The 26,950-nt window shown below is 62.7% G+C and carries 22 protein-coding genes and 1 pseudogene; 9 read left to right on the top strand and 14 right to left on the bottom strand.

The annotated features are described in order from the left end of the window. Positions 1-136 precede the first annotated feature (136 nt). From BC360_RS03760 to BC360_RS03705, 12 genes and pseudogenes are all read right to left on the bottom strand, one after another. The gene (locus BC360_RS03760) at positions 137-733 is read right to left on the bottom strand and encodes a 2-hydroxychromene-2-carboxylate isomerase (RefSeq protein ID WP_065794329.1); all 597 of its coding nucleotides are present in this window, start codon (positions 731-733) and stop codon (positions 137-139) included. A 47-nt stretch (positions 734-780) separates the two neighbouring features. Further along, entirely contained in the window at positions 781-1,842 is a 1,062-nt protein-coding gene (locus BC360_RS03755) for an LLM class flavin-dependent oxidoreductase (protein ID WP_065794328.1), read from the bottom strand. 11 nt (positions 1,843-1,853) lie between these two features. Next, a pseudogene (locus BC360_RS03750) lies at positions 1,854-2,360 on the bottom strand (transporter substrate-binding domain-containing protein); the annotation flags it as partial. A 76-nt stretch (positions 2,361-2,436) separates the two neighbouring features. Beyond that, on the bottom strand, positions 2,437-3,381 hold the full coding sequence (locus BC360_RS03745) for an ABC transporter substrate-binding protein (RefSeq protein WP_065794327.1): 945 nt from the start codon (positions 3,379-3,381) through the stop codon (positions 2,437-2,439). 77 nt (positions 3,382-3,458) lie between these two features. Beyond that, positions 3,459-5,234: an amino acid ABC transporter permease/ATP-binding protein gene (locus BC360_RS32945; RefSeq protein ID WP_083222431.1), complete on the bottom strand. Its 1,776-nt coding sequence runs from the start codon at positions 5,232-5,234 to the stop codon at positions 3,459-3,461. 47 nt (positions 5,235-5,281) lie between these two features. Continuing rightward, positions 5,282-5,833, bottom strand: coding sequence for a GNAT family N-acetyltransferase (locus BC360_RS03735; protein ID WP_065794326.1), 552 nt, complete (start codon positions 5,831-5,833; stop codon positions 5,282-5,284). A gap of 25 nt (positions 5,834-5,858) precedes the next feature. Further along, positions 5,859-7,046: a M20 aminoacylase family protein gene (locus BC360_RS03730; RefSeq protein WP_065794325.1), complete on the bottom strand. Its 1,188-nt coding sequence runs from the start codon at positions 7,044-7,046 to the stop codon at positions 5,859-5,861. A 19-nt stretch (positions 7,047-7,065) separates the two neighbouring features. Continuing rightward, a complete protein-coding gene (locus BC360_RS03725; protein WP_065794324.1) occupies positions 7,066-8,430 on the bottom strand; it encodes an LLM class flavin-dependent oxidoreductase in 1,365 nt (454 codons plus the stop codon). Between the two features lie 23 nt (positions 8,431-8,453). Then, positions 8,454-9,449 carry an LLM class flavin-dependent oxidoreductase gene (locus tag BC360_RS03720; protein WP_065794323.1) on the bottom strand — a complete coding sequence of 332 codons (996 nt, stop codon included), beginning with the start codon at positions 9,447-9,449 and terminating at the stop codon, positions 8,454-8,456. Positions 9,450-9,818: 369 nt separating this feature from the next. Next, positions 9,819-10,346: a DUF992 domain-containing protein gene (locus BC360_RS03715; protein WP_065787397.1), complete on the bottom strand. Its 528-nt coding sequence runs from the start codon at positions 10,344-10,346 to the stop codon at positions 9,819-9,821. A 343-nt stretch (positions 10,347-10,689) separates the two neighbouring features. After that, positions 10,690-10,902 carry a hypothetical protein gene (locus tag BC360_RS03710; RefSeq protein WP_065787396.1) on the bottom strand — a complete coding sequence of 71 codons (213 nt, stop codon included), beginning with the start codon at positions 10,900-10,902 and terminating at the stop codon, positions 10,690-10,692. Between the two features lie 111 nt (positions 10,903-11,013). Beyond that, a complete protein-coding gene (locus BC360_RS03705; RefSeq protein WP_083222430.1) occupies positions 11,014-12,192 on the bottom strand; it encodes a glycosyltransferase in 1,179 nt (392 codons plus the stop codon). Positions 12,193-12,523: 331 nt separating this feature from the next. Here BC360_RS03705 and BC360_RS03700 point away from each other — a divergent pair, with 331 nt between their 5' ends. From BC360_RS03700 to BC360_RS32085, 7 genes are all read left to right on the top strand, one after another. Beyond that, positions 12,524-13,849, top strand: a complete 1,326-nt coding sequence (locus BC360_RS03700; protein ID WP_083222429.1) for a polysaccharide biosynthesis/export family protein — start codon at positions 12,524-12,526, stop codon at positions 13,847-13,849. Between the two features lie 46 nt (positions 13,850-13,895). After that, on the top strand, positions 13,896-16,169 hold the full coding sequence (locus BC360_RS03695) for a GumC family protein (protein ID WP_065794321.1): 2,274 nt from the start codon (positions 13,896-13,898) through the stop codon (positions 16,167-16,169). Further along, positions 16,169-17,086: a glycosyltransferase family 2 protein gene (locus BC360_RS03690; protein WP_065794320.1), complete on the top strand. Its 918-nt coding sequence runs from the start codon at positions 16,169-16,171 to the stop codon at positions 17,084-17,086. Before BC360_RS03695 ends, BC360_RS03690 begins: the two co-directional genes overlap by 1 nt. Before the next feature lie 4 nt (positions 17,087-17,090). Beyond that, the gene (locus tag BC360_RS03685) at positions 17,091-18,398 is read left to right on the top strand and encodes a glycosyltransferase family 4 protein (RefSeq protein WP_065794319.1); all 1,308 of its coding nucleotides are present in this window, start codon (positions 17,091-17,093) and stop codon (positions 18,396-18,398) included. Positions 18,399-18,599: 201 nt separating this feature from the next. Continuing rightward, entirely contained in the window at positions 18,600-19,277 is a 678-nt protein-coding gene (locus tag BC360_RS03680; RefSeq protein WP_065787391.1) for a sugar transferase, read from the top strand. 441 nt (positions 19,278-19,718) lie between these two features. Continuing rightward, positions 19,719-21,239 (top strand): oligosaccharide flippase family protein, encoded by a 1,521-nt coding sequence (locus BC360_RS03675; RefSeq protein WP_161491358.1) that lies wholly within the window; start codon positions 19,719-19,721, stop codon positions 21,237-21,239. Between the two features lie 46 nt (positions 21,240-21,285). Then, positions 21,286-21,438: a hypothetical protein gene (locus BC360_RS32085; RefSeq protein WP_161491357.1), complete on the top strand. Its 153-nt coding sequence runs from the start codon at positions 21,286-21,288 to the stop codon at positions 21,436-21,438. Positions 21,439-21,471: 33 nt separating this feature from the next. On the opposite strand, the gene BC360_RS03670 is transcribed toward BC360_RS32085, so the two are convergent. Then, positions 21,472-23,196, bottom strand: a complete 1,725-nt coding sequence (locus BC360_RS03670; protein WP_065794318.1) for an FAD-dependent oxidoreductase — start codon at positions 23,194-23,196, stop codon at positions 21,472-21,474. A 275-nt stretch (positions 23,197-23,471) separates the two neighbouring features. Between BC360_RS03670 and BC360_RS03665 the strand changes: the two genes are divergently transcribed. After that, complete coding sequence (locus BC360_RS03665) at positions 23,472-24,653, top strand: DegT/DnrJ/EryC1/StrS family aminotransferase (protein ID WP_065794317.1); 1,182 nt, start codon at positions 23,472-23,474, stop codon at positions 24,651-24,653. Further along, positions 24,643-25,443 (top strand): 4'-phosphopantetheinyl transferase family protein, encoded by an 801-nt coding sequence (locus tag BC360_RS03660; RefSeq protein WP_065787388.1) that lies wholly within the window; start codon positions 24,643-24,645, stop codon positions 25,441-25,443. The genes BC360_RS03665 and BC360_RS03660 overlap by 11 nt, the downstream gene beginning before the upstream one ends. Here the strand turns inward: BC360_RS03660 and BC360_RS03655 are convergent. Next, entirely contained in the window at positions 25,364-26,950 is a 1,587-nt protein-coding gene (locus BC360_RS03655) for a hypothetical protein (protein WP_065794316.1), read from the bottom strand. The two genes, BC360_RS03660 and BC360_RS03655, sit on opposite strands and share 80 nt — an antisense overlap.

Here is a 26,950-nt window from a genome sequence, read left to right as displayed (position 1 = left end):
CCATGAAGTTATCGAGTTAAATAGTGGATTGAAGAAACCTCGCCCCAAAGATCGTATCGATCTTGGAAAAGTGATCCGGTGCGAGCGCCCCCCGGTAGCCAGAGATCCACCCAGAGCCGCTCCGGCGCAGCCACCCCTAAAGCGTTTCTCCGTCGAGATGCCGCTCCAGAAACGGCAGGTTGTCCTGACCCCAATAGATCTCGCCGTCATAACCGAAAGTTGGGAAGCCGAAGACGCCGCTCTTGACCGCATGCTCCCGATCGGCGACCCATTTCTCGGCGACGTCGGTCGCATTTTCCCGCGCCAGCAGTGCGCCACCATCAAGGCCCGCACGGGTCGCCACGTCCTGGCGCACCTCTGACTTGCCGATATCCTCGGCCCCAACCCAAAAGGCTTCCTGCAAAGCAAGCGTCAAGGCGAGCCAATCCTTGCCGTCGAGATAGGCGGCAATCACCATCCGCGACGCAGGCGACGGATCGGCGAGCGGCGGGCGGCCGTCGAGAAGAAGGTTCTTGCCCCGGGCACGGCTCCAGCGCTTCAGGTCGCGCGTCCCGTATGCCCGCCGCACGTCCGGACGGTTGCGCGAAAAGATGCCGCCGTTCTCTTCGACCACCGTCGCCAGATAGGGTTTGATCTCGGCGTCGTGCTGGCGCGCAAGCGCGACAAAGGCTTCAAGTCCGATGAACGACCAGGGTGAGCCGATCGAGAAGAAATAGTCGATTCTTTTTGTCACTGCAGGAATTGCCTTATCGCGTTGAGATCTGAGGTTGCCCGAACGGCTCACGCGGCCGCCGGATTTGTGGAGGCTGCCTTGCCGATCTCGTCGTTTGTCCGTGACCATCCGAACTCCGGCGCGATGCGCGCCACGACATCGTCGAGGATCTGGCGATACTCGTCCTGCTCGAATTCGTAGGGCAATTCGAGCCGGAGCTCGCGCACATGCGGCAGGATTGGATCGGCCAGCAGTCGTTCAAGGATCTGCTCGGACGTGCCGACGAGGTCGCGGGCAAACAGCGTGCGCCGCTCGCCCTGCGGCGTCAGCGTGCGCTCATGCCGGCCGGCGGCATAGTCAAGATACCGGCGGCGGGTGCTGGCGTCCGCGCCATCGAATGGGACGATCACGCGGCCAAGCGCAACGCGCCTGCTTGTCCCGCCAGCCTGCCGATAGGTTTCGAGTTGGCGTGCCTGTGCCTCAAAGAAGTCGTCCGTCTGCTCGCCGGTCGTGACGTTGCCGATCAGCAGGTTGAAACCGTTCTCGCCAGCCCACCGGGCCGAGCGCAAGGAGCCCCCGCCGTACCAGAGCCTGTCGGCAAGCCCCTTGGCATGGGGCTGTAGCCGCGGACGCTGTGGGCCGAACGGCGTCTTGATGACGGTGTACTCATCGCCGAGAAACTCCCCGCGCAGATTACCGGCAAAACGCAGAACCCGCTGATGCGAGAAATCGTAGGCGGACCAGTCCCCATCGAAGGCGAGTGGTCCGATGAGATCCACATGCGGCGGGCGCCCCGCACTCAAGCCAACGTTCAGGCGGCCACGCGACAGGACGTCAACAGTCGAAAGGTCCTCTGCCAGACGGTAGGGGTTTTCGTAGCCGATCGGGATAACCGCCGTGCCGAGCTGAATGCGGTCCGTCCTCTGGGTCGCCGCCGCCAGAAAGGCGGCCGCCGACGAGATGCCGGGTTCCAGATGGCGCTGTCTCACCCAGGCGCTGGCGAAACCGATCGTCTCGCCATATTCGAGCAGGCGCAGCGTCTGCTCAAGACCCGCCAACGGATCGTCGCTCGCATAGTTTCCCGGCGTCAGAAAGCCGATGTGATCGATCGAGATCTTGTGGTTCGTCATCGTTGCACGCCTTCCTTCGGCTCCTTGATCGAGGTGACCGCGCTGTCAGCCCTCACGAAGAAGCCGTGCAATCCCTGGCGGTAGCTCGAAAAGTCGAACTTCTCCTTGCGCTGTTCCGTCACGCCGACGTTGGAAATCACCGCATCGTATTTGCCCGACGTCAGGCCGAGCGGCCAATCGATCCAGGCGATCGGCACGAGTTCCAGCGTCAGTCCGAGACTGTCGGCGACCGCCTGGGCGTAGTCCGGATCCGCACCGATCACCGTTCTTGCGTCCGTCGCGTAGGTCGCAAGCGGCGGCCCGCCGGGGCTGACGGCGACGGTGAATTTACCCGGGGTCACGAATTTGAAGCTTGGCGGTATCACCGCAATCGCCGCTTCGTTTCGCTCGGCACGGATGCGTCCAGGTTGCTCCGGACTGAAGTCGAAGCCATCGGCTGCCAGCGCAGGGCCGAGATGGACGAGTGCCGTCGCAAATGCTGCGATGAACGAGGGGCGTAGTGCGGCTAAACCGAGCATATCTGTCGTCTCCGGAAGAGGTGTTGGACGAGCGGGCCGGCGGCACGTGCACATGCCGGCCCGCAAAGGGTTACGGTCAGGAGCCGCTCTTCGGCAGGCCCGGAGGGTTGGTCTGCGACGCATCCACAGCCTCGTCGGTCAGGCTCCAGCGCTTCAGCACTTCGCCGTATTTGCCGTTCTTGATGAGGTCGTTGACGGCAAGGGTAATCGCGTCGGCAAGCCCGCCGCCCTTGCGGGTCGTCACCGCGATCTCGGCGGTGAGCGGCCAGCCGCCGCTGGCGATGCCGACGACCTTGGTATCGTTGCGGATCGAAGCGGCATAGGCGCGTGTCGCATTGGGATTGAATTCGACGTCGGCACGACCGGATTGCAGCGCCAGGTCGCCAGCCGCGCGATCGTCGTAATACTGCACCTCGATCGGCTTCAGCCCGGCGGCGACATTCTGCCTGTCCCATTCCAGGATGATCTTTTCCTGGTTGGTGCCGGCGCCGGTGATCACCTTGAGGCCCGCCACGTCCTTCGGCTCCTTGATCGAGGTGATCGGGCTGTCGGACTTGACGAAGAAGCCGAGCACGTCGCGGCGGTAGGTGGAGAAATCGAACTTTTCCTTGCGCTCTTCGGTTACGGTCACGTTGCTGATCACCGCGTCATACTTGCCCGACGCGACGCCGAGCGGCCAGTCGGCCCAGGCGACCGCCACGAGATCCAGCTCGAGGCCGAGGGAATCGGCCACCAACGAGGCGAGGTCAGGATCGGCGCCGACGACGGTCTTCGAGTCCGATGCATAGGTCGCGATCGGCGGATCCCAGGGGTTGACGGCAACGGTGAACTTGCCGGGGTTCACGAACTTGAAGTCAGGCGCGATCGCCTTGATCGCCGCTTCGTTTCGCTCAGTGCGCACACGGTTGGACGTATCCGGGCTGAGGTCGAACTTCTCCTCAGCCCGAACCGAGGCTGTGCCGAGCGTCGCGACGGCGACCGCCCCTGCCAAAAGCAGCTTTGCTCTGTCGAAGAATGCCATGTGTTTTGACTCCATTTCATCTTTGGGTTGCAGATTGTGTCGGTTCGATTCAGCGTGCCCGTGCGTGGCCGGAATTTTCAGAGAACCTTGGCGAGGAATTCGCGGGTGCGCGGATGTTCCGCGGCGGAGAAGATGCGGGAGGGCGGCCCGGCCTCGAGAATCCGCCCGGCCTCCATAAAGACCACGGTGTCGGCAACCTCGCGGGCAAAACCGATCTCGTGAGTGACGATCAAGAGCGTCGTGCCGGTGCGCGCCAGTTCCTTGATGACATCAAGCACTTCGCCGACCAGTTCCGGATCGAGGGCCGAGGTCGGTTCGTCGAAGAGCAGGACCTTCGGCCTGAGGGCGAGAGCCCGGGCGATCGCCACGCGCTGCTGCTGGCCGCCGGAGAGTTGTCGGGGATAGGCGTTGATCTTGTCGCTGAGGCCGACCCGCGCCAGCAGCTCCTGCGCCAGCCGGACCGCGTCGTCGCGCTTCAGGCCGCGCACCTGTATCGGCGCTTCGACAAGGTTTTCCAGCACCGTCAGATGCGGGAAGAGATTGAAATTCTGGAACACCATGCCGATATCGGCGCGGCGCTTCAAAACATCCTTCTCCTTCAGTTCATAGAGCGTGTTGCCCTTCTGGCTGTAGCCGACGAGATCGCCGTCGATCGAGATGAAGCCGTCGTCGACCCGCTCCAGATGGTTGATGGCGCGCAGCAATGTCGATTTACCGGAACCGGACGGCCCGAGGATCGCCGTAACGCTGCCGGCGGGAAGGCTCAGCTCGACGCCATCAAGCACTTTCAGCGGGCCAAAACTTTTGGAGATTCCGTGGATGCGAACGGCGCCGCCGGCGCGGAACGCAGCGGCGTCCTGAAAGCCGGCCTTGCGGGCGGCAACGCCACTGCTCGCAACCTCGGCCAGCGGACGTCGAAACCGCGAGAAAAACGCCTGGAACGGCAGCGGAACCGGATTACGAACGGCACCCTTGGAAAAATGGCGCTCGATATAGTGCTGGGCGATCGACAACCCGGTCATGATCACCAGATACCAGACGGTCGCAACCATCAAGAGCGGAATGACTTCGAGATTGCGGCGATAGATGACCTGAACGGTGTAGAAGAGTTCGGGCAGCGCCAGCACGTAGACCATGGACGTGCTCTTTGCGAGACCGATGATTTCGTTGAAGCCCGTCGGCAGGATCGAGCGCATCGCCTGCGGCAGCACGATCCGGAACGCCTGGCGGTGACGGGGAAGGCCAAGTGCGGCAGCGGCCTCATGTTGCCCGTGATCGACGGAGAGAATGCCGCCACGCACGATCTCGGCAAAGAAGGCCGACTGATTGAGCGTGAGCCCGAGAAACGCTGCGGCAAACGGCGTCAGCAGCTGGGTGGTCGGGTAGTTGAAGAACGTGGTGCCGGTAAAGGGAATGCCGACCGAGATCGTCTCGTAGAGATAACCGAGATTGTTCAGCACAAGCAGCAGCACGATCAGCGGAATGGACCGCAGCAGCCAGATGTAGCCGAAGGACAGGCCGCCGAGCAGCGGCGACTTCGAAACCCGGGCGAGCGCCAGCGCCGTTCCCAACAGCGAACCGGAAACCGTGGCGAGCGCCGTCAGCAGCAATGTCCGCCCGAGGCCTGCGAGCACCGGCTCGGCAAAGAACCACTCGGCAAAGACCGGCCAACCCCAGCGTGGATTGGTCAGCACCGAATAAAGCACGCCGGCAATGACGAGTGCTGCAAACAGCGTGCCGAGCGCGCGGCCGGGATGGCGGGCCGGCACGACGCGGTAATGCGCATAACCCGGATTGGGTTCGCTCTTTCGCCCCGCATCGGCAACGCCGGCATAATCGGTCAGAATGGCCATGATGCATCCTCTCTGGAAGTGGTTTGTGTGCCGGTCGAATGCCGGCGCTACACGTGATTGGCTGCCTGCGGATGCGATGGGCGCGGTTCGCCGAGAAGGGCGAGCGACGCGACGAGATGGGTGATGTCCTTCTCGAACGGCAGCGTCTTGTAGACCTCCGGATCGGCGTCGACATCGAACAATGCGGTGTAGCCGTTGACGAGATAAAGGCCGACAGCCTCCGGCTGCCGGAAACCGGTCGTGAGATAGATGCGGGAATAGCCTTGGCGTGCGGCTTGCGCTTCAAGTTCGAGCAGAACCTTGCGCGCCAGCCCCTGGCGACGAAGGTCGGAGCGAGTCCAGATGCGTTTGAACTCCGCAGTGCGGTCGTCGTAGTGCTTGAAGGCGCCGCCACCGATCGTTTCGCCGTTGCGGATCAGCAGCACGAAATTGCCATGCGGCGGCGCGAAAGCCTCCGGCGGATAGCGGTTGAGTTCCGCCGCAGCGCCCTCGTCGCTGAAGTAGGTGCCGTAACGGCTGTCATATTCGACGATCAGTTCGTCGATCAGCGGCTTGGCGCGCGGATCGAGAGGGCTGGTGTAGAAGAACGTATCGCTCATGGTTTCGCCAATCCCGTTGTCGTCATCATGCGAGGAAGGTTTCGGCCAACCGCACCCAATAGCGGGCGGCAGGCGCGATGATTGCGTCGTTGAAGTCGTAGTTGGCGCTGTGGAGCGGCGCGCTGTCGCCATTGCCGACGAAGAGATAGCTGCCGGCCTTCTCCTCCAGCATGAAGGCGAAGTCCTCGCTTGCCGTGCGCGGCTTGAAGTCGCTTACGACCTGGCCGGGGCCGAAGGCTTCAAGCGCAACGCTGCGGGCAAGCTCCGTCTCGGCGCGGTGATTGATCAGCGCCGGGAACCCACGGCGGTAATCCACCTCCGCAACCGCGCCGAAGCTGTCCGCCTGCGCGCGCGCCAGCGCCGGAACGCGCTCACCCAAAAGCCCGCGCGTGGTCTCGTTGAAGGCCCGCATGGTCAGCTTCAGCGCCACGCTTTCGGGAATGACGTTGGAAGCCGAACCGCCATGGATCGAGCCGACAGTGACCACTGCCATTTCCTGTGGATCGACGTTGCGCGAGACCACGCTTTGCAGGGCCGTGATCAGCGACGCGGTTGCCAGCACCGGATCGACGGTCAGTTGCGGTTCCGCCCCATGGCCACCCTTGCCGACAATCCTGATATTGCACTGATCGACCGAAGCCATGGCCGCTCCAGTGACGAAGCCGAATTGCCCGGCCGGCACGCCCGGCCAATTGTGCAGGCCGAACACGGCATCGACGGGAAAGCGCTTAAACAGCCCTTCCGAAAGCATCTTGCGCGCGCCGGCACCGATCTCCTCGGCAGGCTGGAAGATCAACCGCACGGTTCCCTCGAAGCGGCCCGCCTCAGCGAGGTAACGGGCGGCGGCAAGCAGGATTGCCGTATGGCCATCGTGCCCGCAGGCATGCATGACGCCGCGATTGAGGCTGGCATGGGCAAGCCCGGTTGCCTCCTCGATCGGCAAGGCATCCATGTCGGCGCGAATGCCGATGCTGCGTGCGCCTTTGCCCCGGCTCAAGGTGGCGACGACGCCCGTCCCGGCAATTCCGGTCGTCACCTCATAGCCCCACGAAGAGAGCCGACTGGCGACGATTTCGCTGGTCCGGTGTTCGTGAAACGCAAGCTCCGGATGTCGGTGGAAGTCACGGCGCAGGGCGATGATCTCATCGAGATAGGCGCCGATGCCTCGCTCGACCGGATCCGCCGCCTGAGTATCCTTGACGATCATGTTCATGGGCGGCCCCGTCGGCGCCTCAAGCGCCGACGGCCCTTCCCTGCTCGATTTCTTCCGTCGGCACTGCGTAGCGAGACTGGCGGTAAGGCAGCCCGAGATGGTCGCGCAGCGTCTCGCCCTTCAGATCCGGGTGGAAATAGCCGCGCTGTTCGAGGATCGGCAGCACGTGGGCGGCAAAGTCCTGCAGGCCTTCGGCAATGACCGGGAAGCCGAGGATGAAGCCGTCTGCGGCATCGGTATCGACCCATCGGATGATCTCGTCGGCGATGTGCTCCGCAGTGCCGATGAAGGCGGTTCGCGGCGTGGCGACATCAAGCGCGATCTCGCGCAAGGTCTGGCCCGTCTCGCGTGCCGTCTTCTTGATGCGGTCTGTCGTCGCGCGAAAGCTGTTCTTGCCGATATCGCCGATATCGGGGAAAGCTTCATCCAGCGGATAGGCGCTGAAATCGTGGTGATCGAAGAACCGGCCGAGGTAAAGCAGCGCTTCCTCGACAGTGACCAGCGCCCGGATCGCCTGGTACTTGGCTTCCGCCTCCTCGACGGTCGAGCCGACGATCGGGGCGATACCCGGGAAGAGACCGACATCGGTCGCCCTTCGCCCCTGCGCGATCGCGCTCTGCTTGATCAGCTTGTAGAAGCCCTGAGCATCTTCGATCGGGCCGCCATTGGTGAAGACGGCATCGGCATGTTTGCCGGCGAGACGGATGCCTGAATCGGAAGCCCCCGCCTGGAAAACCACCGGCTGCCCCTGGCGCGACCGGCTGATGTTGAGCGGCCCTTCGATGCGGAAGAAGCGGCCCTTGTGGTTCAACCGGCGCAGCTTGGCCTTGTCGGCATAGACGCCCGTCTCGCGGTCGCGGACAAAGGCGTCGTCGTCCCAGGAATCCCAGAGGCCCTTGGCCGCATCCAGATATTCGTCGGCGATCTCGTAGCGCAGCTCATGTTCCGGATGCTCGCGCCCATAGTTGCGGCCGGAGCCCTCCAGCGGCGACGTCACCGCATTCCAGCCGGCGCGCCCGCCGCTGATCAAGTCGAGCGAGGCAAACTGGCGGGCGATGGTGAAAGGGTCGCTGTAGGAGGTCGAAACGGTGCCGACGAGCCCGATCTTCGAGGTGGACGCGGCAAGCGCGGAGAGAATGGTCAGCGGCTCGAAGCGATTGAGAAAATGCGGGATCGACTGTTCGTTGATGTAGAGGCCGTCGGCAACGAAGGCGAAGGCGATGCCGGCCGCCTCGGCCTTGCGCGCTGTGTCGACGAAGAAGTCGAAATTGACGCTGGCGTCTGCGGGCCCACTCGGATGCTTCCAGGCATTCATGTGGCCGCCGGGGCCCTGCAGCATGATACCGAAGGTGACGTTCTTTCTGGCCGTGGGCGTTCTGGTCATGGGCGAGATCCTTTTCGGGATGTTCAGGCGACGAGCGAGAGCCGCTCTCTTGCGATGAGTTCGATCGACGCGAAGCGTTCGGCCGCAGGAAGGGCCGGCGTGTCGATCACGAATTCCTTGACGCCATAGCGCCGATGAAGCGCATCGAGTTGCTGGCGGACCTGACGCGGCGTCCCGTGCAGCACGCTCGGGCTCTTTTCCTCGACCCGGTAGTCGCTGATGCCGGCCTGGCGCGCGAATTCGGCGGCCTGCTCCTCGCTGCCGACATTGACGCTCTGGCCGTTGCCGAGGAAAACCTTGAAGATGCGAAGGCCGGCGACACGCGCGCGGGCATGTTCTTCCGTTTCCGCCGCCAGCGCCGCGACCGCCAGGATCGGCCGTCCGCCGCCCGTTGCACGCTCGTAGGCTGCGACGGTTCGCTCAAGGTTTTCCGGGTCGCCGTTGAGATGTGCGGCAAAGACAAGTTGCCAGCCTTTCGCTGCAGCGAGTTCGGCGCTCTCGACGCTGGCGCCGAGCAGGAACCGCTCCGGCGCATGCGCCGGCAATGGCGTTGCCAGAAGCGCGCTCGCTTCGGTCTTGCCGGGTGCGAGATAGTGGTTGAGATCGCTCAGTTGCTCGGCGAAACCCGGCTTGCGCTCGGGATCGGCTGCGATCTGCAGCGCCCGTGTCGCGAGCGGAAAGCCACCTGGCGCCTTGCCGACGCCGAGATCGACCCGTCCCGGCGCAAGCGACGCCAGGAGGTTGAACGTTTCGGCGACCTTGTAGGCGCTGTAATGCTGCAACATGACGCCGCCGGAGCCGACGCGGATCTTGGACGTGCGCGCCAGGAGATAGGCAATCAGCGTTTCCGGCGCCGAGCCTGCCAGGCCGGTCATGTTGTGATGCTCGGCCAACCAGAAGCGGTGATAGCCCCACTCCTCCGCTTTCGCCGCCAGCCTGGCGGTCGCCTGCAGCGCTTCAGTCGCGGTACTCCCGGGATCGATCGGGCTCTTGTCGAGAAGGCTGAGAAGATAGGACATGCCACGTGTTCCAGATTGTCTTAGCGCCACTGTCGGCCGCCGTTAATCTATAAAACACATAGACAATATGCATTATAAGAAATGCATTTCTATTTCGTGGCGGGTTGAGAGAAAACCCGCCCGGAGTTCGGCCCCTGAAATTCGGTTGAAGGCAGGGCCCGCTACACGCGCTGGCAGACAGGCGCTGGACGGAACGTGCAGGAGATGGGCTGAATTCAGCCTTGCGGGAATGACGCTCAAGCGTGGTCGCGCGGCAGGATCGCCCAGCCCTCAGCTTCGACTGCGGCAGCGCGGCGATCCGGAAAGTTAAGACGTCAAAGAAGACAGGAGAAGCATCGACGCGCAGCTGAGCCGCGCGCCGATAGAAAATCAGTTCACCGAGGTGAGCGTCATCGATGTGCCGGTGGCGGCGACATTGAGACCGAGCTGGCCCGTCACGCTGACCGTCTGCAGATGGATGGCGCCGGCCGTACCGCCGACAAGAATGTTGGCCCCGACGCCAGCACCGAGCGTGGCTTCGGCCGTCGCACCCTGGTAGATGCCGCTGAGCGACCCCTTGTGGTAGCCGGCAGTCGGCGCGAACACTGCCCAGATCAACCGGCTGCGGGTGGTGAAGCCGACGTCCACGCCGAGCTTGCGGATCGCGCCGGCATAGTGGTCGGAAGCCTCGGCACCGACAGTCGAACGGAAGACGCACTCGACTTCCTTGGCCGAACCCAGGACATAGCCGGCACCGCCGGCAATGTTGCAATCGAGGTAACCGATCTTCACGCCATTGCGCGCGTCCGGCTCCCGGTAGGTTTCCTTGTAGGTCGGCAGGTCGGCAGCATTGACAGCCCACGCACCGGCAAACGCCAGGGAGGCGGCGGCAAGTGTCAGCGCAAGACTCTTTTTCATAGGTTCGCTCCTTTTCGGGTCGTTATTGATCAACAGCACTCGGTCTTCTGGGAAACGAATCGAGCAACAGAGACGCCACCGTTGAACGCGGATCGGACATTTCGAAGGCACCGCGTCGGACGCGACGCCCCCCGCATGCAACTTTGCGGCGGACTGTTGCTCCCAGAGAACACCTAATCATGGAGAATACCAATCGCCGGCGGACACCTGCCGAACCGCAGCTGCGCCAACGTAGACATAGGATCGCCAGAGCATAGGACCAGTGTGGCGCGAAGGCCTCATATGGGGGAAAGGCCCGGAGAAGGCACGGCCGCAAAGCCTCTCCGCTTCGTCCGCCTGCGCGTCAGCTTGCCTTGCGGTCGAGTCCCGTCAACCACCCAATCGCCATCAGCAACAGGATTGCCGCGAGCGCGCATAAACCGACAGCATACATCACCAGGAATTCGACGAGACGCGGCACGAACAGGAGAACCTTCAACGACGTCGGCTGAGCGCCGCGCCACGCGGGCAACTCATCCCGATTGAAAGCCCCCAGCCGACGAACAAGGAAACGCATGCCTACCTCTTCCGGCCGGCAGCAAGCCAAAGCAGCGCACCGGCAAATCCTTTTCTAAGACCACAACCCGCCGCTTTCGCAGGCTCGCGACCAGTCCGTGGCGCCGCGCGCTCAATGCAACGGCGTCGCGCCTTCGGCCTCGCGCATCTGGTATCCGCCGATCGCCAGCTTTCCGTCACCGAACGGCAACGCCCGGCGCTGGCGAAGCTCGTCATCGATGACCGCCTGCATGCCGGCCTTGAACTTCCGGACGCTGAACTGTCCCGTGTGCGCCCTGATGACATCAGGCCGGAAGGCATCTTCCCGGGCCTCGAAGGCGTAGATCGCCTTGATCAGCGCATCGACGCTCTGCTGTTCGAAAAGCAGCCCCGTCAGATTGGGCACGACAGTCTCAAGCGCACCCCCGGCGCCAAAGGCAATGACCGGGCGGCCGCTCGCCATGGCCTCGACCGGCACGATGCCGAAATCCTCCTCTCCGGGAAAAACCAGGGCGCGGCAGCGTGCTAGCTTTTCCTTCAGCACCGCAAAGGGCGCTCGCCCCAGGAAGGTCACGGTGGGACCGGCCATGCGCTTCAACCTGGCTATATCCTGCTCCTTGCCGTCGCCGATCACGACGAGGTTCCTGCCCATCTTCGTGAAAGCCTCGACGGCCAGGTCGATCCGCTTGTAGGGGACGATCTGGCCTGCGCAGAGATAAAAGTCCTCGATCTGTATCGAGGGCGCGAAGTCCTCGGTGCTGACAGGCGGGTAAATCACCGTGGCCGGACGGCGGTAGTATTTGCTGATGCGCGCCGCCACGTGGTGGGAATTGGCGACAAAGCGGTCCACCCGCATGCTGGTGTTGACGTCCCAGGTCCGCAACATCGGTGCCAGCACCGGCATCATCACCCGCGACAACAGGCCCGCACTCGACCGATAGGCATGGTAGTGATCCCAGAGGTAACGCATGGGCGAATGGCAATAGCAGATATGGGCCGCATGCGGCGGCGGGATGATCCCCTTCGCCGGCCCGGATTCGCTTGAAATGATCAGGTCGTAGCCGCTGAGATCGAGGCTCTCCAGCGCGAAGGGCATCAGGGGCAGCAATGACTGATAGTGTCCGATGGCGCCGGGAATGCGTTGCAGGAACGATGAGGTCACCTTGTGTTTCTTGATCGTGTCGGACACGCGCCCCTGATCATAGACCAGCGTGAAGATGTCGGCCTCGGGATAAAGATCGCAAAGCGACTCGATCACCTTCTCCCCGCCCCGCATCGATACCAGCCAATAATGAACGATTGCGACGCGCATGGCGCTCCCCCATTGCAACGATCCTGTCGCAGCATGGGGCAGACGGGGCTCGCGTGCACAGCGCCAAGATCGGTCCGACGGTGCATCCGAAGGAACGATCGCCCTACTCGAAAGGTTTAGCGACCAGCAGTGGCCGTGCGGGGTTTAGACATCGGCAGAGGCTATCCTATCCGATGGTGCCGCCGGTTTAGAGCTGCTCCCCTAAAGGGATTAGCCGCGATTAGACCGCAGGGAATTTACCTCGAACGTTTTGGGCCGACAATCAGTCCGACGCGCCACGCCAAGCTGATCTGTCCGGCACCGTTGCGCCCAGGAACATCTGCGAGGCCCCATGCCCCATGCCGATCACCGTATCTTACATCGCCTGTCGTCCCTTGGCCGTGTCTCGACCCTGTGCCTGGCAATCAGCCTGAGCACTCTTGCTCCCCTCCATCAGGCTCAGGCCGAGCCGGTGTTCCGTCTGCAGCCGCAGACGAGGATCAAGGTGGCAATCGTCGAATGGGTCGCCTCGACGGGCGAGTACAAGGAATGGACCGCGCTCAACGGCGAGTATGTCGTCTCCCCTGCCGGTACGATCTCGGTTCCGCTGGTTGGTGAAGTCAAGGCCGGGGATAGAACACCCGCGGAACTGGCAGCCACGATCGCCGACCTCCTGAAGGAGCGCACCGGCCTCAGCAAGGCGCCGGAGACATCCGTCGAAGTTGTCCGCTACCCCATGATCTACGTCACCGGTCTGGTCGACCGGCCGAGCGAGCTGGAATTCCGGCCGGGCATGACCGTGATGCAGGCGGTGGCAATGGCGGGCGGACGCGAACGCCGTACAAACCCTGCCGGCGGCTACTCCGACATGGAGCAGATCCGCTACACCGGCGAATTGAACCGGATGGAACTCGAGATGATGCAGCTCGCCGCCCGTCGGGCCCGGCTGAGGGCAGAGTTCACGGACAGTACCAAGATCGAGTTTCCCCAAGCGCTCAAGGTCGCCGATGGCGCCGCCATCCAGCAGATCGTGCGCGACGAGAGTACGCTCTTCGACGCCCGGGTCGAGGCCATTCGCCGTCAGCTCGATTCCCTTGCCGAGCTTGGCACCCTGCTGAAAAACGAAATCGACGTGCTTGATGAAAAGACTGCCGTCCAGCAGCGTCAGATCGAGATCGCGCAGGATGAGCTCAAAGGCATATCCAAGTTGGTGAACGACCAGACAGTGACGAAGTCGCGCCAGACTTCGCTTGAGCGGATCGTCGCCGAGCTGCAAAGCGACAAGCTCGACCTTCAGGTGGCCGCCATGCGCGCCAAACAGAAACTCAGCGAGACGGAGCGCGACGCAGTGACCTTGCAGGGTCAGCGCCGAACCGAAGCCGGCCGCGATCTGCAGATGACGGAAGCCGCGATCGAGGATCTGAAGCTCAAGCGCAGTACGACGCTGCAACTGCTGCAGATCAACGGTGCTTCCCTCTCCCGTTTCGCCGATAGGAAAGCGATGGACCTGGAGCCGCTGGAGTACTGGATAACCCACGGCGGTGGGAACGGCACGGCCATCAAAGTCTTGGACACCACATTGCTGGATCCGGGCGACCTGCTCGACGTTCGCTCGGCGCTGACGGCTGCGCTGGACAACAAGCTCCTGACATCGGTGGGCATCGAACAGTCCCAATAGCAGCGGCAGATCGACTGAGGCGTAGTGTATTTCGTGGGGAACACCAATGGTCGTGCATGACATCTCAAAAATCGTGCTGGATGAGAACTTCGAGGCCAAGCGTTCGGCCGGTCAGGAGAACATATCCTTCCGCGATGTTTCCGACTTCCTGCGGCGACACCTCGTTCGCATCGCGATCTGTGGCATGATCGGACTGGCGCTCGGCGCCTTCTACATCTTCAATACGGCACCGACCTTTACGGCGACCGTCCGTCTGGTGATCGACCCCGAGCAGGGCCGCATCGCCTCCCAGGATGCCTCGACCGGAACGATCATCATCGAAGCAGCCGAGATCGCCAGCGAAGTCGAAATCGTCAAATCCGAGGCGATCGCCCGCGCCGTCATCGAACAGCTCGACTTGACCAACGATCCGGAAATCGTCGGCGATGGCGTTTCGATCCGAGGCATGATCGGCTCGCTTTTCTCGTCGGGTGCCAAAAGTGCCGAAGACAATGCGGCTGATGACGAATACCTGATGCGGCGCACCATGGCCACCTTCCTCTCGCGCGTCACCGTTCGGCGCGTCGGTCAGTCCTACGTCCTCGAGATTGGTTATTCCTCCACCGATCCGCAAAAGGCGGCCAAAACAGCCAATGCCATTGCCGGCGCCTATATCCGGACAGGCATGAACGAGCGATCCGACGCTGCAAGGAGCGGCGCCAGGTGGCTGGAGAGCCGCCTGATCGAAGTCGGCGCGCAGGCGCGTGCAGCGGCAATGACCGTGGAAGAGTTCCGGGCCAAGAACGACATCACCACGGTCGGCACCACGTCGACACTCGATCAGCAGCAGCTTTCCGAACTCAGCAGCCAGATGCTGGCTGCGCGCGCCGCGACTGCGGCTGAGTCCGCCAAACTGATGACGCTGCAACAACTCATGTCGAGAGACACGATGGTCGCCAGCGTCAACGACAGCCTCGACAACCCACAGATCCAGAAGCTCAACGAAGAAATGCGCCTGGCAACCGCCAAGCTCGATAATCTCAAGACCCGATACGACAGCGGAAACCCCGCCATTGTCGCCGCCGAGGCGGATATCGCTCGGCTGGACGCCGCACTTCGTAACGAATTCCTGCGCATCGAACAGTTCTACAAGTCGAATGTCGAGATCGCCAAGACCCGGGAAGAGCTGCTGGAAAGCGAGCTTGCCAATCTGACCGCGACGGGTGCCGGCAAGAACGTCGCCCGCGTCGAACTCTCCGAGATGGAAAGCCGCGCCACGACCTATCGCAATATGTACGAGGGTATTCTTCAGCAGCTCATCGGCGCGATGCAAAAACAATCCTTTCCCCTCGGCAAGGCTCGTATCGTGACGGCGGCGACTGCACCGTTGGGCAAGACCTGGCCCAAGCCTTCGACGATCATGCCGTTTTCCCTGATGTTCGGATTGGCGACCGGGCTTATCCTGTCTGTGCTGCGCGATGGCCTCGACCGACGCGTCAGCTCCAGCGAGCGCCTCCGCGCCGAGCTCGGCATTACATCGCTCGGCCATGTGCCGATGTTCAGAAGCAGCCCGCGCCCCCATCAGCCTCCGATCGCCTCCACAATGCTGCCGCTGCGATCGGTTTTGGACATGCCCTATTCGCGGTTCTCCGAGGCCTTGCGCGGGGTGAAGAACTCCGTCGATTCCGCCTTCCCGGCCAATGCGTCCGCGGTCATCGGCGTGACCTCGGTCGGTCCCGGCGAAGGCAAGACCACGATCGCTGCCAACCTCGCCCAGCTCTACATGAACGAAGGGGCCTCGGTCCTGCTCGTGGATGCGGATTTCGTCGGCTCCCGCCTCAGCCGCGTAGCCACCGAAGACGGCGCGGGCTTCGGCATGGAGAGCCTGCGGATCCTGGGCATTCCCGGCCAATATTCCCGGCGCAGATCGAGCGAGGCGCTGCAGCACGTCGAGGAATTTGACGGCAAGGCCGTGCGCTGCGTGCCGGTTCTGACGGTCGACCAGACGCGCAAGGCCGCCGTCGCGCATCAACGCTACGGCCACCTGCCGGCGCTGAAATCAGAACTCGAGCTGCTGAGACAGCGCTACAAGGTGATCATCGTCGACATGTCCGGGTTCGAAGATTCCGCCGATACGCGCGTCATCTGCACCTATCTCGACGGCATCGTCGTGGTTCTCGGGCAATCCGACAAGATGACCGTCGAACGGCTCGGCGAGGCCCTGGCGACATTCGGCAAATCACGCGTCGCGCTGCTCGGCGTCATTTCGAACAGAAGCGACGGCCCGCGCCGTACCAACATCCGCTGGGACCGAAAACAATGGCGCAAGTTGAGAAAATGATGTCAGCAACGGATGACCATCCCGACGTTCGCCCGGTAACGGTTGCCATCGGCATACCGAGCTGTGGGCGAAGAGACATTCTCTCCGCCGTCCTGCCCCTCATCGCCAGGCAGACCCGGCAGCCGGACGAAATTTACGTCTGCCTCTCGTCGCCGGAGGATATGGACCCGAGCTGCGTGGAGGGGCTTGCGGTCCGCGTCATCGTCATCATCTCGGAGCGCGGCAGCTGTCGACAGCGAAACCGCATCCTCGCCGCCGCCACGTCGGATGTCATTCTCTTTCTGGACGACGATTTCCTGATGGCGCAATCCTATATCGAGGAAGTCGGGCGGCTATTCGCCGAAAACGAAGACGTGGTCATCGCCACGGGCACGCTGGTCGCCGATGGCATCATCGGGCCCGGCATTTCGGTCGACGGCGGCCTGGAGCTGATCGCAGCGGACGATCGCCTCCCCAGATCGACGCAGGCATTCAGGCCGATCTACAACGCCTATGGTTGCAACATGGCGGTCAGGACCGGCCCCGTCCGCGACGCCCAGCTGGCTTTCGACGAGAACCTGCCCCTTTACGGCTGGCTGGAGGACGTCGACTTCAGCCGGATGGCCGCAGCGCTCGGTCGGGTGGTGCAATCCAGCAATCTCGTCGGCGTCCATCTCGGAACCAAGCTGGCGAGGACGCCGGGCATCAAGTTCGGCTACTCGCAGATCGCCAACCCGATCTACCTGATCCGCAAGGACACGATGAGCGTTCGGCACGCCAGCGTGCAGATCGTGCGCAATCTGGCGGCGAATTTGGTCAAGGTCTGGAAGCCTGAGCCCTGGGTCGATCGAAAAGGCCGCCTGCGCGGCAATGCACGCGCATTCCTGGATCTGCTCACCGGTCGGCTGGCGCCGCGGAACGTCGAAAGGCTCGAGTAGTGCCATGATGGTTCAGCCGCCCGACCGCGTCGTCGTCATCAACGATCGTTCCACCAGGGTCGGCGGCGCCACGAACCTCGCCATACTTTCCGCCGAGCTGCTCCAGCAGCGCGGAATCTCGGTCACGTTCTTTGCCGGCGACCGTGCGCCGGACGACAAGCCGGCCGCCGATACGATCAATCTCAACGCTGTTCCCTTGCTGGAGCGACGGCGGAGCGACGCAATGCGTCTCGGCCTTTACGATCCGCCCGTCTACGAGGCGCTCAACCGGCTGATCACAAGCCGCGATACCCCGTCGACGATCTACCACGTTCATGGTTGGTCGAAGATCCTGTCGCCGGCAATCTTCCGGGCGCTCGCGCCCGTGCGCGACCGCGTGGTCCTCCACGCTCACGACTATTTCCTCGCCTGCCCCAATGGCGGCTTCGTCAATTTCCAGACCCACCGCGTCTGTCAACTGAAGCCGATGTCCAGCCGTTGCCTCACAACGCAATGCGACAAACGCGGCCTGCACGAGAAGGCTTGGCGCTCGGCGCGGCATATGCTGCGCGAACACCTTTTCCCGACCAAGCGGGTGGCCGCAAACATCATCGTCGTGCACGAGAGGATGCGGGGCTACTTCGAGCGCGCCGGCACGAACGGGGCTCAGATCGAAACGATCCGAAATCCTGTCCTTCCCTTCCTCAGCGCCGGGCTCCAGCCCTGGACCAACCGCAACTTCGTGTTCGTCGGCCGATTGGAGCCTGAAAAGGGGTTCGAGGATGCAGCCAAGGCGGCAAACCTTGCCAAGGTGCCGCTTCATTTCATCGGCGATGGCGCCGGCCGCGCGCTTATCGAAAAGGAGTTTCCCCAGGCAACCGTTCACGGCTGGAAATCCAAGGACGAGATGCGGGATATCATTCGCAGCGCACGCGCCGTCGTGGTCTCGTCGCGTGTACCGGAACCGTTCGGCCTGGCGGCCCTTGAAGCCATCTCCACCGGCATACCGGTCATCCTGACCGACGCCGCCTTGCTCGCGGACGAGATTGCGGCCCTGGGCTGCGGCGTCAAATTCCGCATCGCCGATGTCGAGGATCTTGCCGCCGCGATGCGCTCCCTTGCTGCCAACGACGCACTGGTACGGCAAATGAGCGGAAACGGCTTCAGGGCGGCGGCCACGCTCGCGCATACGCCGGAATCCTGGGTGGACGCGTTGATCGACCTCTACGGTCGCGTGTTGCAACGCGCCAACCGGAGCACGGTCGACATCCGACGGCACCAACTGGTCGCCGCCGCGGCTCTAAGTGATCTGCGCAGTGGTGAGCCCCGATGAAACGGCTTCGATCAGTGCTTGGAACAAGCTGCCAGCGAAGGGCCTCCGTCTCCCGCCGATTAGGACGTTTAACCGGCGGCACGGCAATCCTGCCCGGTGCGTACCTCCATTGGACTAGGCCTTGCCCATCAGGATCGATTGTAAATCAAGGCGCCCGCTGGCAGCCTGTTATTGGCGAACGGTGTTGGGGGGGTGAGAGATATGCTGTCTGTTTCTGATGGCGCTGCACATCAAGGACACGCCGCGCGCGGAACCATCGCAGCACGACGCGGCAGCAGGTCTAAACGCCTGATCGACGTGACGGTATCCATCCTGGCGCTCATCTTCCTTGCGCCCGCCCTCGCGCTGATCGCAATCGCGCTTGTCATCGTCGACGGCCGACCCATCATCTTCCGGCAAGCCCGCGTGGGTGCACAGGGGAAAATGTTCGAGTGCCTCAAGTTCCGGACCATGCGCCGCGATGCGGCGGAACGACTTGCCGAACTTCTGGCGACGGACCCAGAGCGAAACAGGGAGTGGATGGAAAAACGCAAGCTTGTCGGCGACCCGCGTGTCCATTGGCTCGGCAAGATCCTGCGGATGACCTGCCTCGATGAATTGCCGCAGTTCTACAACGTGCTGCGCGGCGATATGAGTCTTGTCGGGCCTCGCCCGATCTCGCTGGAGGAAACGGAGAGATACGGCCCGAACCTGCACTACTACACAGCACTGAAGCCGGGCATCACCGGTATGTGGCAAGTCAAAAGACGGCCGGAAACCACCTATGACGAGCGGGTTCAGCTCGACATTGACTACTACCAGTCTCGGTCGATCTACCTCGACATCGTGATTATCGTAAAAACGGTAGGCGTCGTCCTCTTTGCAACAAACGAGATCTGACGGGGGCGTTTACCAGATGAAAAAGATTACGGCCGCCCAGAAAACAAGGCACAGCACGACCACGGACCAGCGAATGGCCAGCTTCGTGTTCCATGAAGGCCGATTGGTCATGGCGCCCTCTTTATCCAACGAGATCCGTCTCAACATCTATTGCGAGCTCCCCTCTCCCGCGGACATCTTCAGTTTTTCCCTGGCCGCAACCGGCCATGGAATTCAGGCGAACTGCGGGCGCCAACGTTCATGCCATAGCGCATTCCGCCGCACAAAACGGCCTATACCCGAATCACGGCGTCAACGCACACCATACCTTAGGAGTTGCGAATTTTCAGCAAAACGGGGCAATTTCGCAAAAGCCGGCATGCAGGACCTGCCACGCCCACTTGAGCCCGGTGCCTTCTCACGTTCCCGGCAACGCCGCTTACTCCCCGCCGTGGTGCAATGATGTCCCGCTGGTTCGAGATGGCACTTCCGCAGCTGCGAAGGCTATTACCGGGCTTCCCCCGCGCATTGCGCCTACCGCATCTGATCGGCGACGGCTTCGCTGCCCTGTGCGCCAAAGTCATCTCACAGGCCGCTCAGTTGTCGATCTTCATCGTTGCGGCGCATGTACTCGCGGCAGCCGAATTCGGCTTCTTTGCCTTCGCCTCCTCCTTCGCCATTTTCGTTCTTGTCGTCGCCGAGGGCGGCTGGGGTGAGTTCGTGATGAAAGGCGGCACTGACAAAACCGACCTCGATCAGCTTGCGACCCTGTCGATATTGTCCGGCCTTATCGCCACGCTCCTGGGGCTGTGTACGGCTGCAACCATGCTCATGCTGGGGCATGGCTGGAACGCGTTGCTGATCGCCCTCTTCAGTTCCTGGTATCTGCCGGCGTCGCTGTCGACGGTTTACGACGGCATTCTCATTTCGCATGGTCGATTGCGAGGCCAATCCATCATCAGGATCGCGGCCGAGATCATCGGGCTGCTGGTGGCCATCGGCGGGCTTTCACAGGGGTGGAACATCGTTGCGCTCATCTGCGGGCGGTTGGCGCAACAGCTGACGATCCTGATTGCCTCGATGATCCTGCTGCGGTGGTTGCCGCGTCTGCGCCTACACCGCTCATACGCCAAGCAGGTGCTGGAGTTCTCGCGCCATATCGTCGCCAGCCGGCTCGTCGTGTTCTTTCGCTCATACGCGGGCACGCTGGTGGTCGGCAGTTTCCTCGGTCTGGCTGAAGCGGGCTACTACCGCGCGGCGGAACGGATCGTCGCCGCCTTCTCCGAGCTCTTGGGCGAACCGGCCCGGATGTTTGCCTGGATCCTCTTTGGCCGCGCCGCGGGCAAGGACAAGGGTGATGTCGACCGGGTCGCGATCGGGACGACTGCCACCACGTTCATGACCGTTCTGATGGCCATCTCGACACCGATCTATCTCGGTCTCGCACTGATCTCCGCAGAACTGATCGACGTCGTGCTGGGTGAGAAATGGGCACCGGCGGCGATCCTTGTTGCAATCCTCGCCGCGAAACAGACGCTTCTGATTCCGGGCTATGTGACCGAGCCGCTACTTTCCCTGAGCGGCAACATTCACAGGATGCCGAGGGCGGTGCTGTTGAACGGCGCGGTTTCCGTCGGCCTGATCATTCTCCTGACCCCGTTCGGCGCCGTTGCCACGGCGCTCGGACAATGCGTCGCCGCAGTGTTCTCGTTCAACATATCGATGCGGCTGCAATCGCGCGAGGGCGAGCTTGCCTGGAACCGCGTCCTTCGCGACTGCGGCCTGGTTGCGATCGCCGTCTGCGCCATGGCGGCCGCCGTCTTTCTGTTCGGCCGGATAGCCGAAGCGTCGTCGCTGAGGCAGATGTCGACGATCGCCTTGCAGGTCGTTGCCGGTGCGGCGATCTATGTCGCAGCACTCGCCATTCTGCAGCGATGGAGCGACGCCCTGCGGCCGATCTTCGCGTTCGGTCGCCACGGATGAGGAACGCACGGAATAACGCAGGCGCAAAAATCAGGGGAGACGCATCGTGCTGACCAGCGACATCAAGAACACTGCCTACCCGCTTCTGCGTCGCGCGATGCGTAGCCTCAACCGCTCCCTGACCCCGCTGAAGGCAGCCGGCGGACGGCTGCGATACATGTCGAGCGAAAGCGCCGGTTTCTATTTCAAACTGCAATGACGACCAGACGCCAATAGGGGAAGGGGACCGACATCAAAGCCCGGGTGCGGCAACTGCGTCTTCAGTGACCGCGCGAGGCGTCGACGTCGCTGCCGAATGTTTTTCCAGCCGCATCTTCAGATGGTCGGCGAGACGCATCGCCAGGCCAAGCGTCATCAATGTCGGATTGGCGTGGCCGGGCGTCGGAAAGATCGAGCCGCCGGCGACAAAAAGGCCTTCCACCCCGTGCACCATGGCATTCGGATCGACGACGCTGGTGGCGAGGTCGCTTCCCATGCGTGTCGTGCAGGACGGATGCGCCATGTCGGTGAACGCAGCCTTCCCATCGTCATCCCAGGCTATCCAGTCGACCAGATGCGGCTGTGGAAGGCCATTGCGTACGAATTCGGAGGCCAGTGCCCGGGCAAGCCGTTTGACGCTCTGCACCTCTGTGGGGCCGATTTTCCAGGCGACGCGCGGCAGCGGCACGCCAAGTGGGTCCCGCTGATCCGAGAGGGTGACGCGGCTCTCCGCGTCGAGCTTCTGCTCGACCATGACATCGAAGCGCAGCTCATCGGATCTGTGCATCAATCCCCGCTTTTGTACCATCCGTCGGAAGGTGCCCTTCGCCAGGAAGGCAGGCGATCGAGCGACGACGGCAAGATCGCTCGCAAACCGCGTACGATCGCCCCGCATCAGTCGCTTCAGTGCCGCCCAGGGATCACCAGCCGAATGGATCTGCACGGGATAGGCAGCACAGTTGACGAGCGCCTCGCGTCTTTGCACGCTCGGGCTCAGGCGCAGACCATGGAGATAGAATCGGGTCGCCCCTTCCTCGGACAGGCCGTAGAAGTTGAAGTGCCGTGCCACCGCGTCGATATCCCGCCGGTCAAACCGGAGAAGCGTCGAGCGCGGGTGATCGGCGAGGTAGCGCCCAACGACACCTCTGCCATTACCGACGCCGCCTGGCATGACCGATCTCGAAGCCAGCAGCAGGCGGGCGTTCTCGATGCCGCCCGCACACAGAACGACAGTCTCGGACCGCACACTTGCGGCGGTTCCGTCAAGGCTGCGCAGATCGAGAGACGCGACACGCCGTCCGCCCTCGTCGAGATGGATCGCCGTGACCGTGGCATGGGTGAGGATGTCGATGTTCGGCGCCAGCAAATCGGCAACCACATTGGCAAACCGCATGGGTTCGCCGTGCCGATCGCGTTCATGGCTGAACTGCCAGAAGAAGGGACGAAGCAGATCGCGGTCGAAGCCGCGTTCGTCCGGCGGCGAATGCAGCCGGCCAAAGAGCCTCTCGTCATAGAGATTGGGTCCAAGATTGAGCAGGCGCGCCGCGCGATCAAGCGCCGGCGCCAGACTTTCGCGTGTCATCGGCCAACCGGACACCGGCAGCCACGGCCTTTGCTCGAGATCGATTTCGTCGAAGCTCGCGCATTTGCCGATCCAGGTATGCGTGCTGCCGCCGAGCACTCGGTTGCGCAACTCGAAAGGGGGGATGTCATTCAGCCACGCAAGGCTGCCGTTATAACCGCGACCGGGTTTTTCGACCCCGTCTCGGGCAATAGGCTCGCCGACATTCACGACGGCATTCAACGCCTGCTGCGCGGCCTCGAAGTCGGCGCCGCCGCTTTCGATGACGAGCACGCGGCAGCGGCTGTTGGCGAGTTCCCGGGCTATCGTCAGGCCGACGGGGCCGCCGCCGACGATCGCCACATCCGGACGAAACTCGGTGCCTTTGGGCGCTGATCGGAGGTCACGGATCGGCATGAAAGGAACTCCCGCGTGCTACATATCGGTCGTAGCACCAGCGCTATCGCGCCGAAATCTCCCAATATGCATAGGGGAGTAGGGCAACTACTGATTTCGGCTAGCTGGAGCCTGCACACTTTGTTCAGGCGCTGGCCGGAAGGCCATTTTGAAACGATGTCGCGACACGACTAGGCTTGTTCATTGGGGCCGGTACCCAGCAGGCGATTTGTCTTCATCCCTGGACGCCGATGGTCGGCGCGCGCGGAGAGCCGGCGAGGATCGGAGAGCACAGGATGGCGCGTGTAGGCATAAGGGAATGGCTGGCTCTCGCACCGGTCTTTGCGTCAGGAAACCTCGCCCGCTTCGGCGGTGACGGCAACGGGCCGCTCACGCGCTTCGAGGCGGATTTTTCGGCCAAGTTCGGCACAGGCCATGTGCTGACCGTCAGTAGTGGCACGGGCGCCTTGATCGCTGCTCTGGCGGCAGCGGGCATCGGGCCGGGCGACGAAGTGCTTGTGCCCGCCTATACCTGGATCGCCACTGCCGGCGCCGCACTGGCCGTCGGAGCTGTCCCCATCATCGTCGAGATAGACGAGACCTTGACGATGGATCCGGCAGATGTTCTGCGAAAGATCACGCCCTATACGCGCGCCATCGTTCCCGTGCACATGGCCAACATGGTGTGCGACATGGACGGCATCATGCAGATCGCCCGCCAGCACGGGCTCGTCGTCATCGAGGATGCCTGCCAGGCCGTCGGGTTGACCTACAAGGGCGTGCGCGTCGGCACGATCGGCGATGCCGGCGCCTTCAGCTTTAACCAGTTCAAGAACATCAATGTCGGCGAAGGCGGGGCAGTCGTGACCAACGACGACCAGCTCTTTGCAAGGGCCCGCATGTATCACGACATCGGCGCGCTGTTTCGCGGCCACCTCGACAATGCCAACGAGCCGCCCATGCTCGGCGTCAATCTCAAGGCCAGCCAGATCCAGGGCGCCATGCTGAACGTGCAGTTGAAGAAACTGGACCCGATGATCCGCCGTATGCGCCGTCGCTACGATGCGATTGCCGAGATCCTGTCCGCCAGCAATGCGATGCGCGTCGGCCCGCACAACGATCGGCCAAATGCCGCCGGCCTTCACGTGATCTTCGACACGGCCGAAGAGGCCCGGGCCTTTGCCGCCGAAAACAAACGCGGGGTCTACCGCCCCTACGATTCCAGCCGGCACGTCTACAGCAACTGGTTACCGGTGCTGGAACAGCGCACGGCAAATCCGAAGATGAACCCCTATGCCTGGGCGTCCCGCAAGATCGAGTACGCGCCGGATATGTGCCCCCGGTCGCTGGATATCCTGAAGAGGACGTGCCGCATCGGGCTCGGCGAGAACTATCCCTTGCCGCTCATGACCTATTTCGCCCGACGCATGCTGCGCCAACGGCCCGCCTCGAAGGGGAGCCTCGTCTATGCGACCTAGCCTGGACCGGATCGGTCCCAACTTCATCGACATCTGGCGCTGGAACCTCGACCCGGCCCAGGGCGAAATCGATCCGTTATTCCCTATGCTGAGCGGCGAGGAAAAGGCACGAGCCTCACGTTTCGTGTATCCGGAACACCGTCAACGTTTCATCGCCGGACGTGCCGGCCTGCGCCTCGTGCTTGGCCACTACCTCCATGTTCCGCCACACCGCATCGGTCTGACCTACAACGTCTTCGGCAAGCCGCGCATCGCCGGCGCATCAGAGTTGCTGCATTTCAATCTCAGCCACAGCGCCGACGTGGCGATGCTGGCGGTTTCCGACCATTACCCGGTGGGCATCGACATCGAAGCGATCAAACCTCTGGAAGAGGATATTGCCGGGCATTTCTTTTCGAAACGCGAGTGCAATGCTCTAGCCGCGTTCGACGGCGACGACTATCTCAACGCGTTCTATCGCTGCTGGACGCGGAAGGAAGCTTTCGTGAAGGCCCACGGCGCCGGACTGTCGCTACCACTCGACTCCTTCGACGTCACCGTCGACGCGGCCTCCCGCCCTAAGCTCGAATCCCTGGATGGAGATAGGGACGCGCCGCTGAACTGGAGCCTATTTGATGTCGCGACCCCGCCTGGGTTCGCCGGCACCCTGGCGGCGCTGACCCTCGGCAACGCCGTCCATCTTCGTTACTGGAATGATGATGTGCTCGCGCTCAAAGCGTCAGTCGCGCATCCAGCACATAGCGATCCCCGGCAGCGTCAAAATGGTGGCAACCGAGCAATCCGGGTTTGAAATCGGGTTTGATCGTCCTGATGCACCGTTCCCGATAGTTCTCCAGGTCCAGCTGCTCGATCTCCATGATGTTCAACCCATAGCCGTAAATGCCGTGGGCATTGTGCTGGGACGGGCGGAAGACGCGGCCCTCGCGCGCGAAGATCCGGCCGGCATTGCGCGCAAAGGTGCTGCCGAGCACCACCGGATTGCGCTTGTGCGGCGTAATGCGCGCCAGCCCCGGCCCGTCGACTTCAAAGATATGAAGCTCGCTGCAATGGTCCTCATAGGCGTGGAACTCGGAGAGGTTCGTAAACAGCCACCACCGCCCGTCATGGCGGGTGAGCACGCTGTCGGCGGCGGACAGGCCGTTGAGCGCCGTTGCGTGCAGCTCCCACTTCAACGGGAACTCGACACAGCGCCAGATTTCGATGCGCTTGGACTGATGCGTCTCCGGCATCATGAAGATGTCGTCGCCGTCGCGGAAGACGAACGGATAGGACAGATGATAGTCGCAGTTCAGCGCGATACCCACCGGCTCGAGGCGGTCGCCGTCGAAGCGGCCCACAGCAATATGCGCCTTGCGGTCGCCATTGGCATAGGCCTCGTAGAACAGGTAGCACTCGCCTTCATGCTGGAGCAGGAACGGATCGGCCTTGATATCCGTCAACGTCGGCGGGATCTCGACGGAAACGCCCGGCTCGAAATCGTCGATACGGCCGCTCCCGGTAAAGAGCGTCCAGACGGCCGACCCGGTCCCGGCCTTGTGTTGCACTGCCTTCTTCACTCGCCCGGCGAGGTGGCTGCTGAGGATGCCGAGGTACCTGGCCAACTCATCAATCGACGGCGGCGAGGCTGGCTGGCGCGTCGGCAGCGGTGTCGTGATCAGCTCACCGGTATCGGCCAGCCGCGCCAGTTCGCGTAGCAGCAGAGTAGCGGCACGTTCCTTGACAAAATTGATGTTTCTGACCGCGCTGAACTTGATGTTGAAGGAGGATGAAGCGATGGCAACGGACGACGCCGACGCCCCGAGGCGAACATAGAGCGCCAGGTCCACGGCCGGCGCGCCACTGACCACCTCCAGATAGCTGAACCACTCGCCTGCTCCCGATTTCTGGTCGGAGAAAGAGAGCGCCCATTCGCCATAGGGCAATTCGCGCACGGCATCGTCGGGCAGGCCGCTCGGCGTCATGCGGATCACCAGATCAAGTCCAAGCTCTGCCACCTGCGCCTGGACGGCGCCAGGCTGCGATGATGCCAATGGCACGATGCGCTGCTTGCGCCCATCGAAGTTGCAGGGATTGTATACCGCCTGGCGACCGAACACCGCCTGCTCGAGCCGATGCGCAAGCTTGAAGAGAACGGAACTCCTGCCCGCCCCATATGGCGCCGGGTGAGCAAGCAAGGCGGTCAAGGAATATCGCGGATCGGCAACGATCCGATCAAAGACCATCAGTTGCCAATTCTCGAAATGCTCGTTCTGTTCGACCAGGATGCCGATGCGCAATGGGAGGCTTGTGACACGCAT

The organism is Ensifer sp. LC163 (genome assembly GCF_001695855.1).
Classification (GTDB): Bacteria; Pseudomonadota; Alphaproteobacteria; order Rhizobiales; family Rhizobiaceae; genus Ensifer.
The sequence above is the reverse complement of the archived record's forward strand: the minus strand, read 5'-3'. Positions and strand labels throughout refer to the sequence as shown.